14 protein-coding genes are annotated in these 15,086 nt (G+C 61.2%); 4 read left to right on the forward strand and 10 right to left on the reverse strand.

Going from position 1 to position 15,086, the window contains the following annotated elements:
• Positions 1–4 precede the first annotated feature (4 nt).
• The gene (locus KW062_RS26995; protein WP_105755184.1) at positions 5–1,069 is read left to right on the forward strand and encodes an RHS repeat-associated core domain-containing protein; all 1,065 of its coding nucleotides are present in this window, start codon (positions 5–7) and stop codon (positions 1,067–1,069) included.
• Positions 1,070–1,095: 26 nt separating this feature from the next.
• Here KW062_RS26995 and rloA2 read toward each other — a convergent pair whose 3' ends face one another.
• Positions 1,096–1,599 (reverse strand): retropepsin-like aspartic peptidase RloA2, encoded by a 504-nt coding sequence (gene rloA2, locus KW062_RS27000; RefSeq protein WP_027617111.1) that lies wholly within the window; start codon positions 1,597–1,599, stop codon positions 1,096–1,098.
• A gap of 183 nt (positions 1,600–1,782) precedes the next feature.
• On the opposite strand from rloA2, the gene KW062_RS27005 reads away from it, so the two are divergent.
• Positions 1,783–2,670 (forward strand): acyltransferase, encoded by an 888-nt coding sequence (locus KW062_RS27005; protein WP_105755185.1) that lies wholly within the window; start codon positions 1,783–1,785, stop codon positions 2,668–2,670.
• Between the two features lie 6 nt (positions 2,671–2,676).
• On the opposite strand, the gene KW062_RS27010 is transcribed toward KW062_RS27005, so the two are convergent.
• Positions 2,677–3,222: a DUF2780 domain-containing protein gene (locus tag KW062_RS27010; protein ID WP_027617109.1), complete on the reverse strand. Its 546-nt coding sequence runs from the start codon at positions 3,220–3,222 to the stop codon at positions 2,677–2,679.
• A 399-nt stretch (positions 3,223–3,621) separates the two neighbouring features.
• Here KW062_RS27010 and KW062_RS27015 point away from each other — a divergent pair, with 399 nt between their 5' ends.
• Positions 3,622–3,894, forward strand: a complete 273-nt coding sequence (locus tag KW062_RS27015; protein ID WP_027617108.1) for a hypothetical protein — start codon at positions 3,622–3,624, stop codon at positions 3,892–3,894.
• 57 nt (positions 3,895–3,951) lie between these two features.
• On the opposite strand, the gene fdhA is transcribed toward KW062_RS27015, so the two are convergent.
• The 8 genes from fdhA to KW062_RS27055 all read right to left on the reverse strand — a co-directional run bounded on the left by fdhA (position 3,952) and on the right by KW062_RS27055 (position 13,900).
• Positions 3,952–5,151: a formaldehyde dehydrogenase, glutathione-independent gene (gene fdhA, locus KW062_RS27020; protein WP_027617107.1), complete on the reverse strand. Its 1,200-nt coding sequence runs from the start codon at positions 5,149–5,151 to the stop codon at positions 3,952–3,954.
• Between the two features lie 134 nt (positions 5,152–5,285).
• Positions 5,286–6,143, reverse strand: a complete 858-nt coding sequence (gene purU, locus KW062_RS27025) for a formyltetrahydrofolate deformylase (protein WP_027617106.1) — start codon at positions 6,141–6,143, stop codon at positions 5,286–5,288.
• A gap of 142 nt (positions 6,144–6,285) precedes the next feature.
• Complete coding sequence (locus KW062_RS27030; protein WP_105755979.1) at positions 6,286–6,918, reverse strand: sarcosine oxidase subunit gamma; 633 nt, start codon at positions 6,916–6,918, stop codon at positions 6,286–6,288.
• 158 nt (positions 6,919–7,076) lie between these two features.
• On the reverse strand, positions 7,077–10,094 hold the full coding sequence (locus KW062_RS27035; RefSeq protein ID WP_027617104.1) for a sarcosine oxidase subunit alpha: 3,018 nt from the start codon (positions 10,092–10,094) through the stop codon (positions 7,077–7,079).
• Positions 10,091–10,420: a sarcosine oxidase subunit delta gene (locus tag KW062_RS27040; RefSeq protein WP_027617103.1), complete on the reverse strand. Its 330-nt coding sequence runs from the start codon at positions 10,418–10,420 to the stop codon at positions 10,091–10,093. The genes KW062_RS27035 and KW062_RS27040 overlap by 4 nt, the downstream gene beginning before the upstream one ends.
• Positions 10,421–10,435: 15 nt before the next feature.
• Positions 10,436–11,686 (reverse strand): sarcosine oxidase subunit beta, encoded by a 1,251-nt coding sequence (locus KW062_RS27045; RefSeq protein WP_027617102.1) that lies wholly within the window; start codon positions 11,684–11,686, stop codon positions 10,436–10,438.
• 22 nt (positions 11,687–11,708) lie between these two features.
• Entirely contained in the window at positions 11,709–12,962 is a 1,254-nt protein-coding gene (locus KW062_RS27050) for a serine hydroxymethyltransferase (protein ID WP_027617101.1), read from the reverse strand.
• 221 nt (positions 12,963–13,183) lie between these two features.
• Positions 13,184–13,900, reverse strand: a complete 717-nt coding sequence (locus KW062_RS27055) for a TraX family protein (RefSeq protein ID WP_105755980.1) — start codon at positions 13,898–13,900, stop codon at positions 13,184–13,186.
• 127 nt (positions 13,901–14,027) lie between these two features.
• On the opposite strand from KW062_RS27055, the gene KW062_RS27060 reads away from it, so the two are divergent.
• On the forward strand, positions 14,028–15,068 hold the full coding sequence (locus tag KW062_RS27060; protein ID WP_105755981.1) for a threonine aldolase family protein: 1,041 nt from the start codon (positions 14,028–14,030) through the stop codon (positions 15,066–15,068).
• Positions 15,069–15,086 lie beyond the last annotated feature (18 nt).

The raw sequence follows: 15,086 nt of genomic DNA on the forward strand, positions 1-15,086 counted from the left end.
GCCCATGACTAAACACTCCGATAAGACCGAATTGTGCCGCTATCACTACGACCCTCTGGACCGTCAGTGCGGCTGTACGATAGTTCTGCAACCCGCCCACCAGCGCTTTCATTGCAAAAGCCGCTTGGTTACTGAAATCCAGGGTGCTGCGCGGTGGAGCCTCTTCCAGCACGACGACCAATTGTTGGCTCAGCGAAATCATGTAGGCGCAAATGCAACCACCCTGTTGCTGGCGAGCGATCAACAGCGCTCGGTGCTCAACGCCCTCGACGCCGCACGGCTGCACCCTCTCGCTTATTCACCCTACGGCCATCGTGCGGCGCAAAGTGGTTTGCTCAGCCTGCTCGGGTTCAACGGCGAACGGGCCGATCCGGTGACCGGGCATTATCATCTGGGTAATGGCTATCGGCAGTTCAATCCGCTGTTGATGCGGTTTAACAGTCCGGATGGTTGGAGTCCGTTTGGCGAGGGTGGGTTGAATGCGTATGGGTATTGCGAGGGGGATCCGGTGAATCGGAGTGATCCGACCGGACACAGATCAAATGTCGTCATGAGACTATTGAAGGGTATTGCGAATAAGTTCGGAAGAACGCCCAGCAAACTCAGACCTGCCAAAGTCAAAAATCCAGTTACCGCGACTACAGCTAGTATCGATTCAATGCCGCCGCCTCAAAGCGCTCCCGTTCACCATCACTCCCAACCCACAGTCCTCGAACATTTAAAAAAACAAGCGGAGACTGACCGTAGAAAATTCAGAAGCACAGACTTCACAGGGCGTCAGACAAGCCCCAAGCCAGGAACAAGTAGAGCGGTTGGAGCAGTTAACTATTCCAAAGAGCCGGACAGCACCCTACAACTACCAGCTTTTGTCAAAGGCAATAAAACTGACAGCGAAAAACTAGCCAGCCTTACCGCCACGAGAGACAGGATATTTAGCAGACTGGTTACCGACCGTGATGAAATAAATATACTGCGTCGCCAAGTGCTGCTAAACCAAGTCAATAAGGACATAACCAAACTCACTACACAAGTCACCGATATACGATCCGGTCAGAGTGTACAAATATAAAATTTAGAATTGTCCGACACGCTCAATTAACACCCCGGTTTATCCGCCGTAAACCGCCGAGCCGGATTCACCGCCGCGCCAAACTCACGCAGCGCCTTGGCGCCAATCAACAGCGGGTAGTTGAAGCTGCTGCGGTCAGTCAGGTTGACCTCGACCGTGCGCTTGACGTCGCCCAGGCACAGTTCCAGATCGACCACCGGACGTTTGCTCGGTGCCGCTACTTCTTCGTCCTCGTCCTCTTCGGAGCGGGTCTTGATCTTGCTGATCCGCGCGATCTTATGTTCGTAGACCTTGTTGCTCGCATCTTTGGTGGCCAGGCGGAAGCGGACCCAATCCTCGCCATCGCGGGTGAAGGTTTCGATGTCCTTGGCTGACAGCGAGGCGGTCAGGGCGCCGGTGTCCATCTTGGCCTTAAGCACCTCGCCGCCGATTTCCGGCAACTTGATGTATTCGTAGCGGCCATACAGGGTCGGCTCGGCGGCCATCACCGGGAGGGCCAGGAGGGATAACAGTGCGAGAACGGATTTCACGTGGTGGATTCCCTGAAAGTAGGACAGCGGGATTTTAGACCGTCTGAAATGGATTGGTTCGTTCTTTGGATGGCATCCCCCCAACATACCCCCGCCCCTGTGAAACATTCGTCAGCCCGCTGATTTGGCCTAATCGCCGAAGCTGCTTATCATGCCCCGTCCACCCGCTTGCAAGAGTTCCCTATGCGCCGCCTGCTCACCGGCTGTTTCGTCACCCTCCTGCTGTTGCTCAACACCCTGGTCCTGATTGGCCCGCTGCTGCTGTTTGCCCTGCTCAAACTGGTCCTGCCCGGGCGTGGCCGCGATGTCGCCAGCGGCGCGGTGATGTGGATCGCCGAAACCTGGGCGGAAATCGACAAGCTGATTTTCGCCCTGTGCATCCCCACCCAATGGGACATCCGTGGCGGCGAAGGCCTGCAGGTCGACACCTCATACCTGGTGGTCAGCAACCACCAGTCATGGGTCGACATTCCGGCGCTGATCCAGACCCTCAACCGGCGCACGCCGTTCTTCAAGTTCTTCCTGAAAAAGGAACTGATCTGGGTGCCGTTCCTCGGCCTCGCCTGGTGGGCGCTGGATTACCCGTTCATGAAGCGCTACAGCAAGGCCTTCCTGCAAAAGCACCCGCACTTGCAAGGCAAGGACCTGGAAATCACCAAAGCTGCCTGCGAACTGTTCAAGCGCCAGCCGGTGACCGTGGTCAACTACCTCGAAGGCACCCGCTTTACCCTGGCTAAACGCGACCAGCAGCAGTCGCCGTTCAAGCATTTGCTCAAACCCAAGGCCGGTGGCGTGGCGTTTGTGTTGGCGGCGATGGGCGAACAACTGGACGCCATGCTCGACGTCACCGTGGTCTATCCACAGGCGAAGATTCCGGGGTTTTGGGATTTGATCAGCGGCGCGGTGCCACGGGTGATCATCGACATCAAGACCCGTGAGCTGGACCCGGCGCTGTGGCAGGGCAACTACGAAAACGATCCGGCATTTCGCCAGCGCCTCCAGAACTGGGTCAACCAGCTCTGGAGCGAGAAAGACGCACGCATCGACGCCTTGCGCGCCGAGCGTGACTGAGGCGAATTACACGCCCCAGATGCTGCCCAGGCTGGTCAACAGGTTGCCGGCGACGCCTTGGTTACCCAGGTATTGCAGGAGGATCGGGGCAAACTGACCGACCATGCCGCTGTCCATGCCCAGGGCGCTGAAGGCGGTGTTCAGGTCATTGGTATCCTTGACGTTGCCCAGAGCATTTTCCAGGCCTGCGGCCTTGCCCGACGATCCGAGCATACCGGCCAGCGCGCCAAGATTGCCGGCACCACCGGAGAGCTTGTCGATGCCTGGTACGCTCTTCGCCAATTCGGCGTAGTCATTGGCGCTCAACTTGTTTTTTGCCAGGCCGAGCATCGCGCTGGTGCCACCGATGGCTTGTTCCGGCTTGACGTTCAGCGCAGTCAGGGCGCCCAACAGTTCGGCGGTCTGCGGCGTCGGTGCAGCGGCTGCCGCCTTGTCGCCACCTTGCATACCGGCGACCGCGCCCGCCACGTCGTTGAGGCTGAAGCCGGCAAACACCGGGCCGGCCGCCACGGTCATCAGCGAAGCCAGAACAAAACCGCGTGCAATTTTCATCAAAAACTCCTGAACCTGAAAATGCCCTGGAACGGGCGCAAAGCTGGCATTTTGACTCAAAAACAGCGGGGATTGTTCCGCAATTGACGTAGGATTTCTGCCGGGTGGTCATTGGAGGCAGATGTCCGCTTCTCTGTGGGAGCGAGCCTGCTCGCGAAAAACGATAACCCGGTCATCCTGAATGCACGCGGCGGCCTCAGGTTCTTCGCGAGCAGGCTCGCTCCTACAGAGTTCAGCGTTTGTCTGACAGGTTTTGGCGCCGCTGCTTATTGTTGCTGGCTGCAAGGGCGCCTATAGTCCCGCCGTCGCCCACATGGCGACTCGGGTTTGGCGACTCGGAAAAACAACGGAGAAGGCTCCATGCACTTTTGCAATGGACCCATACCGGAGAATTTATCCATGCATCGCTACCAACCCACCACCAGCATCGACTGCACCCCCGCCGCCCTGCTGATCGATACCCAGGCGCCCCTCGACGTCCTCCACGAAAACGCCGCCCAGCGCATCCGCACCGTCACCCAATGGCTGGAACACCTCGCCGCGGACCCGCATCGCAGCAACGATACGATCGTCCCCCGCGACTTCGCCCAATTGCTGGCCGTGACCCTGCGCGACGGCTGTGACCTGCTCAACGTTATCGGCCGCCGCTTGCAAGCCAGCCCCTCGCAGTAAAGTCGCAAAACGCAAAAAGGGTGACTTGAAGTCACCCTTTTCGGTTACGCCTGAGCGTTACGCCGCACTAAACATCTTATGCGGATCAATCACAAACTTCTTCGGCACGCCGGCATCGAACTCGCCATACCCCTCAGGCGCCTGATCCAGGCTGATCACCTGCACACCCACCACTTCAGCGATGTTGATGCGGTCCCACATGATCGCCTGCATCAGTGCGCGGTTGTACTTCATCACCGGGGTCTGGCCGGTGTGGAAGCTGTGGGATTTGGCCCAGCCCAGGCCAAAGCGGATGCTCAGGCTGCCCATTTTTGCCGCAGCGTCGACTGCGCCCGGGTCTTCGGTAACGTACAGGCCGGGGATGCCGATCTTGCCCGCTACACGGACGACGCCCATCAGGGAGTTGAGTACGGTGGCAGGGGCTTCGTGTTTGACGCCGTCGTGACCGTGGCCACGGGCTTCGAAGCCCACGCAGTCAACGGCGCAATCGACTTCCGGTTCGCCCAGCAGTGCGGCGATCTGTTCGTGCAGCGGTGCGTCTTTGGACAGGTCGACGATTTCAAAACCCTGGGCCTTGGCGTGGGCCAGGCGGATGGTGTTGACGTCGCCGATGATCACCACCGCAGCGCCCAGCAGGCGTGCCGAAGCGGCAGCGGCCAGGCCGACTGGGCCGGCGCCAGCGATGTATACGGTGCTGCCCGGGCCGACACCGGCGGTGACGGCACCGTGGTAACCGGTAGGGAGGATGTCGGACAGGCAGGTCAGGTCGCGGATTTTCTCCATGGCCTTGTCGCGATCCGGCAGTTTCAGCAGGTTGAAGTCGGCGTACGGCACCAGCACGTATTCAGCTTGGCCGCCAGTCCAGTCGCCCATGTCGACGTAGCCGTAAGCACCACCAGCACGCGCCGGGTTGACGGTCAGGCAGACGCCGGTGTGTTGCTCTTTGCAGGAACGGCAGCGCCCACATGCAACGTTAAAGGGTACCGAGACCAGGTCGCCGATTTTCAGGTTTTCGACGTCGCTGCCCTTCTCGATCACTTCACCGGTGATCTCATGACCCAGCACCAGGCCGGTCTGGGCGGTGGTACGGCCGCGCACCATGTGCTGGTCGGAACCACAGATATTGGTGGACACCACACGCAGGATCACACCGTGCTCGATCTTCCTGCCGCGTGGATCCTGCATTTTCGGATAGTCGATTTTCTGTACTTCGACCTTGCCCGCGCCGAGATACACCACACCACGATTGCCAGACATGCTTTCACCTCGCTGTTATTTTTATGGAACCGCGTTGCCCAAAAGGGGCAGCGCGTTAAGTGCTCGGGTACAGATGCTGTTTCTTGGGTTGCCTGTCAGGGCCCTTTCGCGGGCAAGCCGCAAGCGATAGCAATTTAGAGAACGACCGTACGATTGGCGTTCAAGAACACCCGCCGCTCAATGTGATACCCAACGGCTCGCGCCAATGTTAGGCCCTCGATATCCCGCCCCTTTGCGATCAAATCCTCGGGGTAGTGACTGTGGTCAACCACCTCGACACCCTGGGCGATGATCGGCCCTTCATCCAGATCGTTGTTGATGTAGTGCGCCGTCGCGCCGACCAGTTTCACGCCCTTGTTGTAAGCCTGGTGATACGGCTTGGCGCCCTTGAAGCCGGGCAGCAGCGAGTGGTGGATATTGATCGCCCGGCCGTCGAGCTTGCGGCACAGTTCCGGCGACAGCACTTGCATGTAGCGCGCAAGGACTACCAGTTCGGCACCGGACTCCTCGATCACCTGCAACACCTGGCGCTCCTGCGCCGGCTTGTCGTTGGGGTCGAGGGGGAAATGGTAGTAGGGAATCTGGTGCCAGTCGGCCAGCGGCTTGAGGTCCGGGTGGTTGGAGACCACGGCGGCGACGTCCATCGACAACTGGCCGATGCGCTGGCGGTAGAGCAAGTCGTTGAGGCAGTGATCGGCCTTGGAGACCATAATCACCACTTTCGGCCGGTAATGCGGCGGGGTCAGTTCGAAGATCATGCCGAAGCTGGCCCCGCGCTCGGCCAGGCCGGCACGGAATGATTGCTCGTCGAAGCCATCGGGCTGGCGGAATTCCACACGAATGAAAAAGCGCCCTGAAAGGCGGTCATCGAAGGAGTGGTGTTCGGTGACGTAGCAGCCCTGTTCGAACAGAAAGCGCGTCACCGCGTCCACCGTGCCGAGCACGCTGGGGCAGTCGGCGGTGAGGATCCATGTGTCTGGGGCGCGGCTCATAGTGCGGTGACTCCTGTTCGTTTATTGGCAATCAACCTGTAGGAGCGAGCCTGCTCGCGATGGACTTGAAAACGACGCGTTGAATCAGGATGCACGCGTTATCGTTGACGTCCATCGCGAGCAGGCTCGCTCCTACAGGGGTTCAGGCCTGCACGCTCAAGCCGTATTCAGCCGACGCATCCTGCAGCCACAACCACCAGTAGTCCGAGAAGCTGCGGCGGATCAGCAGTTCCCAGGTGTCTTCGGCAGTGTGGCGAATCATCAGTTGCGACTTGGCGAACACCGTGCCCACGGCCTTGCCCACCGGGAAGTTGTTGGGGTGCACGTCGTAGCTGGTGGACTTCATCAGCACCTGGCGCACGTTCGGGCCGCTCAGTTCGAGGATCTGCTGGCCGCCGCTGACGTTGACGATCTGGATGTGCAACTCGCCCAGCGCCTCGCGCAATTTTTGCTCGGCGGCGAATTCTTCACCGCTGGGCACGATCAGCAGCCACTCATCCGGGCCCATCCACTGCAGGCTGGTATCGCCCTTGACGATGACGCTCAGGGCGCCGGGCAATTCGATGCCCAGGGCCTTGTGCACGCCGGCGGCGAAAGCCGCGTCGTGGCCATCGCCGCGGATAGTCAGGTGGCCGAGGAGTTTTTTCTCACGCACGATCACGCCGGCGTTCTTGCGGCCCTTGCCGACCAGGCTGGCGAGGTCGGCATGGTGCAGCGACGACTCGGCCTTGGCGCCGGTGGTTGGGCGTTGTTGGTAAACATTGGCTGCGGTCATAAAGCACCTTTCCTGAATTCTGTTGGTTCCTGTGGTGGCTGCACTGCCGCCATCGCGAGCAGGCTCGCTCCTACAAGGATTACGCGGTCACCTGTAGGAGTGAGCCTGCTCGCGATGAATTCACCACGGTGCAGTTGCACCCCACAGGATCCGAACCATCACACGTTCTGGCGCTCACCCTTCGGATCGAAGAACACCGAAGAAACGATTTCCGCCTCGATCACGCTGCCGTCGGCCAGCGGTGCAAACACTCGCTCACCGATGCGTTTCAAGCCGCCTTTGACCACGCCCATGGCAAACGAATAGCCCAGGGAGTTGTGCAGGTAACTGGAGGTCACGTGACCGACCATGCTCATCGGGATCGCCTGTTTGGTGTTGAACACCAGCTGCGCACCTTCCGGCAGCCACTTGGTCGGGTCGATCGGCTTGAGCCCGACCAACTGTTTGCGCTGGTCACGCACGCAGTCTTCACGGTTCATGCCGCGCCAGCCGATCCACGAGAACGGTTTGGTGCGACCGACGCACCAGCCCATGTTCAGATCGTCCGGGGTCATCGAGCTGTCGGTGTCCTGGCCGACGATGATGAAGCCCTTCTCGGCCCGAAGCACGTGCATGGTCTCGGTGCCGTACGGGGTCAGGTTGTACTTCTTGCCCGCCTCGACGATTTTCTCCAGCACGCCCATCGCATAGTCGGCCTGCACGTTGACTTCGTACGACAGCTCGCCGGTGAACGAAATCCGGAACACCCGCGCCGGCACACCGCCGACCAGGCCTTCTTTCCAGGTCATGAACGGGAAGCCGTCCTTGTCCAGGTCGATGTCGGTGACTTCGCTGAGCAGCTTGCGGCTGTTCGGCCCGGACAGGGTCATGGTCGCCCAGTGGTCGGTGACCGAGGTGAAGTACACCTTGAGGTCCGGCCATTCGGTCTGGTGGTAGATCTCCAGCCACTGCAGTACGCGTGCTGCGCCGCCGGTGGTGGTGGTCATGACGAAGTGGTTGTCGGCCAGGCACGCCGTCACACCGTCGTCGAAGACCATGCCGTCTTCCTTGCACATCAGGCCGTAGCGCGCCTTGCCCACGTCGAGCTTGGTCCAGGCGTTGGTGTAGACGCGGTTGAGGAACTCGCGAGCGTCCGGGCCTTGAATGTCGATTTTGCCGAGGGTCGAGGCGTCCAGCAGGCCGACGCTTTCGCGCACCGCCAGGCATTCACGCTTGACCGCCGCATGCAGGTCTTCGCCGTTGCGCGGGAAGTACCACGGACGTTTCCACTGACCGACGTCTTCGAATTCGGCGCCGTTTTTCAGGTGCCATTGATGCAGCGCGGTATAGCGCACCGGCTCGAAGATGTGCCCACAGTGACGACCGGCTACCGCACCGAAGGTCACCGGGGTGTAGTTCGGGCGGAACATGGTGGTGCCCATCTGCGGGATGGTCACGTTCAGCGAACGGGCCGCGATGGCCAGGCCGTTGACGTTACCCAGCTTGCCCTGGTCGGTGCCGAAGCCCAGCGCGGTATAGCGCTTGACGTGCTCGACCGATTCAAAGCCTTCACGGGTCGCCAGTTCGATGGCCGCTGCGGTGACGTCGTTCTGCAGGTCGACGAATTGCTTCGGCGCCCGTGCGGTGTTCTTTTCATGGGGCACCTGGAACAGCGCCAGAGTCGGCTCTTCGTGACGGCTCAGGGCTTTTGGCAACACCCCTTCAACCGACTGGAAGCCAGCTTCGGACGCCGCTCGAACGCCGCCTTCGAAGCCATCGGCCAGCGAATCGCCGAGGCCGTAGACACCGTTGATGCCACCGACGCACACGCGTTTCTGCGGCGCTTCACCCGGCACGAAACCGAGAATGTCTTCACGCCAGATCGGCTTGCCACCGAGGTGCGAAGCCAGGTGCACCACCGGGCTGTAGCCGCCGGAGCTGGCAACCAGGTCGCATTCCAGCCACTCGCCCGGGCTGGTCACGGTGTGGGCCTTGACGTCGATCGCGGCGACGCGGGCAGCGGTCACGTGCTTGCTGCCACGGGCCTCGATCACGGCGCTGCCGGTGAGGATGCGGATGCCTTTGGCACGTGCTTCTTCCACCAGCGCTCCACGAGGATTGCTGCGGGCGTCGGCGATTGCCACCACTTGCAGGCTGGCGTCGAGCCAATCCAGGGCAACGCGGTAGGCGTGGTCGTTGTTGGTCGACAGCACCAGCTTTTTCCCTGGGGCCACGCCGTAACGGCGCACGTAAGTCGAGACGGCACCGGCGAGCATGTTGCCCGGCACGTCGTTGTTCCCGTACACCAGCGGACGTTCGTGCGCACCGGTGGCCAGGACCACGCGCTTGGCGCGAACCCGGTGGATGCGCTGGCGCACCTGGCCAATCGGCGCACGGTCACCGAGGTGGTCGGTGAGGCGCTCGTGAATGGTCAGGAAGTTGTGGTCGTGGTAACCGTTGACCGTGGCGCGCGGCAACAGCAGCACGTCAGGGGTGTCTTTCAATTCGGCGATGACACTGGCGACCCAGTCGATGGCCGGCTTGCCGTCGAGGCTTTCGCGCGAATCCAGCAGGCTGCCGCCGAACTCTTCCTGTTCATCGGCGAGGATCACCCGCGCACCGCTGCGTGCGGCGGCCAGGGCTGCGGCCAGGCCGGCCGGACCGGCACCGACAATCAGTACGTCGCAGTGCTGGTTCATGTAGTCGTAGGTGTCCGGATCGTTCTCGGTCGGCGAGCGACCCAGGCCTGCGGCCTTGCGGATGTACTTCTCGTAAGTCATCCAGAACGATTGCGGGTACATGAAGGTTTTGTAGTAGAAACCCGGCGGCATCAGCTTGCCGCCGACCTTGCCGAGAATCCCCATCATGTCGTTGTTGACGCTCGGCCAGCCATTGGTGCTGGTGGCGACCAGGCCCTGGTACAGCGCCTGTTGCGTGGCACGCACGTTAGGAATCTGGGTGGCTTCGGTGGCGCCGATCTGCAGCACTGCGTTCGGCTCTTCGGAGCCGGCGGCGAAGATCCCGCGTGGACGGGAATACTTGAAGCTGCGACCGATGATGTCGACGCCGTTGGCCAGCAGGGCAGCGGCCAGCGAGTCGCCTTCAAAGCCTTTGTAGCTCTGGCCATTGAAGGTGAAGCTCAACACTTTGTTGCGGTCGATCCGTCCACCGTTGGACAGGCGATTGATCTGGCTCATACCTTCGCTCCCAGAGCCTGCGCGGCCGCTTTCGGACTTTCAGTCTTGTCGGTGAACTGCGGCTTGCTGCCGATCTTGTAGGTTTCGAGAATCTCGTAGGTCACGGTATCGCGGGTGACGTTGAAATACTGACGGCAGCCGGCAACGTGATCCCACAACTCGTGGTGCAGACCACGGGGGTTATCACGGAAGAACAGGTAGTCGCCCCACTCCTCGTCGGTGCAGTTGGTCGGATCCAGTGGGCGCGGAATGTGCGCCTGGCCAGATGCGTGGAATTCCTCTTCGGAGCGCAGTTCGCCGCAGTGAGGACAGAAGATATGCAACATAGGAAATTTCTCCTGTTAGTGGGCGACGGCAGCAGCACCGTGTTCGTCGATCAGCGCACCGTTGTGGAACCGGTCGATGGAGAAAGGTGCCGCCAGCGGGTGCATTTCACCCTTGGCCAGACTGGCGGCAAACACGTTGCCCGAGCCCGGCGTGGCCTTGAAGCCACCGGTGCCCCAACCGCAGTTGAAGAACATGTTCGGCACCGGGGTCTTCGAGATGATCGGGCAGGCGTCCGGCGTGGTGTCGACGATGCCGCCCCACTGGCGGTTCATGCGCACTCGCGAGAGCACCGGGAACATCTCGACGATGGCCTGGATGGTGTGCTCGATCACCGGGTACGAACCACGCTGGCCGTAGCCGTTATAGCCGTCGATGCCGGCGCCGATCACCAGGTCGCCCTTGTCGGACTGGCTGATGTAACCGTGCACGGCGTTGGACATGATCACGCTGTCGATAATCGGTTTGATCGGCTCGGACACCAGCGCTTGCAGCGGGTGAGATTCGATCGGCAGACGGAAACCGGCGAGCTTGGCCATGTGCCCGGAGTTACCGGCCGTGACCACGCCGACACGCTTGGCGCCGATGAAGCCCTTGTTGGTTTCGACGCCAATGCACACGCCGTTTTCCTTGCGGAAACCGATCACTTCGGTCTGCTGGATCAGGTCCACGCCGAGGGCGTCAGCGGCCCGGGCAAAGCCCCAGGCCACGGCATCGTGACGGGCCACGCCGCCGCGACGCTGGACGGTGGCGCCCATCACCGGGTAGCGGGTGTTTTTCGAGCAGTCGAGGTACGGAATCTCGTCAGCCACTTGCTGGGCGTTGAGCAGTTCGCCGTCGACGCCGTTGAGGCGGTTGGCGCTGACCCGACGCTCGGAGTCGCGGATGTCCTGCAGGGTGTGGCACAGGTTATAGACGCCACGCTGGGAGAACATCACGTTGTAGTTGAGGTCCTGGGACAGGCCTTCCCACAGTTTCATCGCGTGTTCGTACAGGTGCGCCGACTCGTCCCACAGGTAGTTGGAGCGAACGATGGTGGTGTTGCGCGCAGTGTTACCGCCGCCCAGCCAGCCTTTCTCGACCACGGCCACATTGGTGATGCCGTGCTCTTTGGCCAGGTAGTAGGCGGTCGCCAGACCGTGCCCGCCGCCGCCGACGATGACCACGTCGTAGACTTTTTTCGGGGTCGGCGTGCGCCACATGCGCTGCCAGTTTTCGTGGTGGCTGAGTGAGTGTTTGAAGAGGCCGAAGCCCGAGTAGCGTTGCATAGTCATTTACTCCAAGACCGACTCAGCGATAAACCGGGAAGTCTGCACACAGGGCTGCGACATGCTTGGCGACGTTAGCCTCGACATCGGCATCGCCGAGGTTGTCGAGGATGTCGCAAATCCAGCCGGCCAGTTCCGTGCACTGCGCCACTTTGAAGCCACGGGTGGTCACCGCCGGGGTGCCGATGCGCAGGCCCGAGGTGACGAATGGCGACTGTGGGTCGTTCGGTACGGCGTTCTTGTTCACAGTGATGTGAGCGCGACCCAGTGCGGCGTCCGCTTCCTTGCCGGTGAGGCCCTGCCGAATCAGGCTGACCAGGAACAGGTGGTTATCGGTGCCGCCGGACACTACATCGTAGCCACGTTTGATGAAGACGCTCGCCATCGCCTGGGCGTTGTCGATCACTTGCTGCTGGTAGGCCTTGAAGCCAGGTTCCAGCGCTTCCTTGAAGCACACCGCCTTGCCGGCGATCACGTGCATCAGCGGGCCGCCCTGGGCACCGGGGAACACTGCAGCGTTGAGCTTTTTCTCGATTTCTTCGTTGGCCTTGGCCAAGATCAGCCCGCCACGCGGACCGCGCAGGGTCTTGTGGGTGGTGGTGGTGACCACGTCGGCAAACGGAATCGGGTTCGGGTACAGGCCAGCAGCGACCAGGCCGGCAACGTGGGCCATGTCGACGAACAACAGTGCTCCTACTTTGTCGGCGATCTGCCGGAAACGCGGGAAGTCGAGGGTCTTGGAATACGCGGAGAAGCCGGCCACGATCATTTTCGGTTGGCACTCGACGGCCAGGCGCTCGACTTCGTCGTAATCGATCAGACCAGTGTCGGTGTTGATGCCGTACTGCACGGCGTTGTACAGCTTGCCCGAGGACGATACTTTGGCGCCGTGGGTCAGGTGGCCGCCGTGGGCCAGGCTCATGCCGAGGATGGTGTCGCCGGCTTGCAGCAGGGCCAGATAGACGGCGCTATTGGCCGACGAACCGGAGTGCGGCTGGACGTTGGCGTAGTCGGCACCGAACAGTTGCTTGGCGCGCTCGATCGCCAGGGCTTCGACCTTGTCGACGTGCTCGCAACCGCCGTAGTAGCGCTTGCCCGGGTAGCCTTCGGCATATTTGTTGGTCAGGCCGCTGCCTTGCGCTTGCATGACGCGCTTGCTGGTGTAGTTCTCTGACGCGATCAGCTCGATGTGATCTTCCTGGCGTTGCTCCTCGGCATTCATCGCCGCCAGCAGTGCATCGTCGTAACCCTGGATCTGGTCTTGCTTGCTGAACATCGCGTCTCTCCCAGCGGCGGCGGTGCGCCATTCGTCTCGATAAGGCACGCGCCTTTCGGTGCTGCCCTTTGAGAGCGATGGTATGACCGGCCAAGGGAGGTCAAATGCCTATGGGCGCCACGCAAAGGTGCGTTTACGACATGGGCTGAAAACGACGGACAAACACCCTCATCAATCTTGTGCAAAACCCTGTGGGAGCGAGCCTGCTCGCTCCCACAGGGTTATGTGAGGATCTGTCGTATCGCGTAGAGAATCAAAAAATGTACGGGATAAAGCCCATACGCCCATCTGCGCATCGGTGGTGGTTTTACGTCCTTTACCTGTCGCAAAAGGAACATCCCCAACCCGGGCGCAATCAGGCAACTGACAACCGCCGCCATCGCCACGTGATTGCCCAGGCGAATCGAGTAATACAGCACCTGCCATTGATTGGCCGCCAGGCAGATCACCCCTGGCACCAGGGCTAAGTACCAGGGCCGGCGCAACACCAGTAGCGTCGCCAGCGGCAGCAACACACCGAAGAAGCCGAACATCAACTGCGCCGAAAACACCGCCGCCAGCATCAGCGCACCGAGCGCCAGCCCACGCGTCTGCAGTGTCGGTGCCTGCCAACCGCGCGCCACCAGCAGGCCCAGGACCAGGGTCGGCATCACGTTCAGCGTGTCGGGATCGGCAATAAACAGCCGGTAGGGAATTTCACTGAGGGCGCTGAACAGCATCAACCAACCCAGGTAGCGCCACGGCTGGCCGCTCGTCGTGGCCTGCCCGCGCGCCAGGTTGGCCGCCATCGCCAGACAGAACCAGGGGAACGCCAGGCGGCCTGGAACGTACAGCCAGTCAATGGAATAACCGATGTAGCGCAGGTGATCGAGCACCATGCACAACAGCGCCAGCCATTTCAGCAGATCGAGTGCACCATCACGTTGCGTCGCGTGCATAATCACCCTTCGACAGTGGATCTTTCTGACAGACACGTCGCACGCGCCCCCGGATGATCTTCGGCCAGCGCAACTCTCATTGACCACGAGCGCTTTACCCCAAGCGCCTCGAACACGGAAGCCGGCCATGACCGATAAGAGCCAACAATTCGCCAGCGACAACTATTCCGGCATTTGCCCTGAAGCCTGGGCCGCCATGGAACAGGCCAACCACGGCCACCAGCGCGCTTACGGCGATGATGAATGGACCGCCCGCGCCTCGGATCATTTCCGCAAACTGTTCGAAACCGACTGCGAAGTGTTCTTTGCCTTCAACGGCACCGCCGCCAACTCCCTGGCGCTGTCGTCCCTGTGCCAGAGTTACCACAGCGTGATCTGCTCGGAAACCGCCCACGTCGAAACCGACGAATGCGGCGCGCCGGAGTTCTTCTCCAACGGTTCCAAGCTGCTGATCGCCGGCACCGAAAACGGCAAGCTGACGCCGGCGTCGATCCGCGAAATAGCCCTCAAGCGCCAGGACATCCACTACCCCAAACCACGGGTGGTGACCCTGACCCAGGCCACTGAAGTCGGCAGCGTCTACACCCCGGATGAAATCCGCGCCATCAGCGCCACCTGCAAAGAGCTGGGCCTGAACCTGCACATGGACGGCGCGCGCTTCTCCAACGCCTGCGCGTTCCTCGGCTGCTCGCCGGCCGACCTGACCTGGAAAGCCGGGGTCGACGTGCTGTGCTTCGGCGGCACGAAAAACGGCATGGCGGTGGGTGAAGCCATTCTGTTCTTCAACCAGAAACTGGCCGAAGACTTCGACTACCGCTGCAAACAGGCCGGGCAGTTAGCCTCGAAAATGCGTTTTCTCTCGGCGCCCTGGGTCGGCATTCTGGAAAACGACGCCTGGCTCAAATACGCCCGCCACGCCAACCATTGCGCGCAGCTGCTGGCGGAGCTGGTCAGCGACATTCCCGGCGTCGAACTGATGTTCCCGGTCCAGGCCAACGGCGTGTTCCTGCAACTCTCGGAACCGGCGATTGCCGCGCTGACCGCCAAGGGATGGCGCTTCTACACCTTCATCGGCAAAGGCGGCGCACGCTTCATGTGCTCGTGGGACACCGAGGAAGCGCGGGTGCGGGAATTGGCGGCGGATATTCGCGAGGTGATGGGGCAGTAAGCCCAGATCCCTACCATC

The organism is Pseudomonas fluorescens (assembly GCF_019212185.1).
GTDB lineage: Bacteria > Pseudomonadota > Gammaproteobacteria > Pseudomonadales > Pseudomonadaceae > Aquipseudomonas.

Coding starts and splice junctions, on each gene's coding strand:
- fdhA (WP_027617107.1), bottom strand. CDS start 5,151: ATGTCTGGCAATCGTGGTGTGGTGTATCTCGGCGCGGGCAAGGTCGAA.
- KW062_RS27050 (WP_027617101.1), bottom strand. CDS start 12,962: ATGTTCAGCAAGCAAGACCAGATCCAGGGTTACGACGATGCACTGCTG.
- KW062_RS27030 (WP_105755979.1), bottom strand. CDS start 6,918: ATGACCGCAGCCAATGTTTACCAACAACGCCCAACCACCGGCGCCAAG.
- KW062_RS27040 (WP_027617103.1), bottom strand. CDS start 10,420: ATGTTGCATATCTTCTGTCCTCACTGCGGCGAACTGCGCTCCGAAGAG.
- KW062_RS27010 (WP_027617109.1), bottom strand. CDS start 3,222: ATGAAAATTGCACGCGGTTTTGTTCTGGCTTCGCTGATGACCGTGGCG.
- KW062_RS27060 (WP_105755981.1), top strand. CDS start 14,028: ATGACCGATAAGAGCCAACAATTCGCCAGCGACAACTATTCCGGCATT.
- purU (WP_027617106.1), bottom strand. CDS start 6,143: ATGAGCCGCGCCCCAGACACATGGATCCTCACCGCCGACTGCCCCAGC.
- KW062_RS27055 (WP_105755980.1), bottom strand. CDS start 13,900: ATGCACGCGACGCAACGTGATGGTGCACTCGATCTGCTGAAATGGCTG.
- KW062_RS27035 (WP_027617104.1), bottom strand. CDS start 10,094: ATGAGCCAGATCAATCGCCTGTCCAACGGTGGACGGATCGACCGCAAC.
- KW062_RS26995 (WP_105755184.1), top strand. CDS start 5: ATGACTAAACACTCCGATAAGACCGAATTGTGCCGCTATCACTACGAC.
- KW062_RS27005 (WP_105755185.1), top strand. CDS start 1,783: ATGCGCCGCCTGCTCACCGGCTGTTTCGTCACCCTCCTGCTGTTGCTC.
- KW062_RS27045 (WP_027617102.1), bottom strand. CDS start 11,686: ATGCAACGCTACTCGGGCTTCGGCCTCTTCAAACACTCACTCAGCCAC.
- KW062_RS27015 (WP_027617108.1), top strand. CDS start 3,622: ATGCATCGCTACCAACCCACCACCAGCATCGACTGCACCCCCGCCGCC.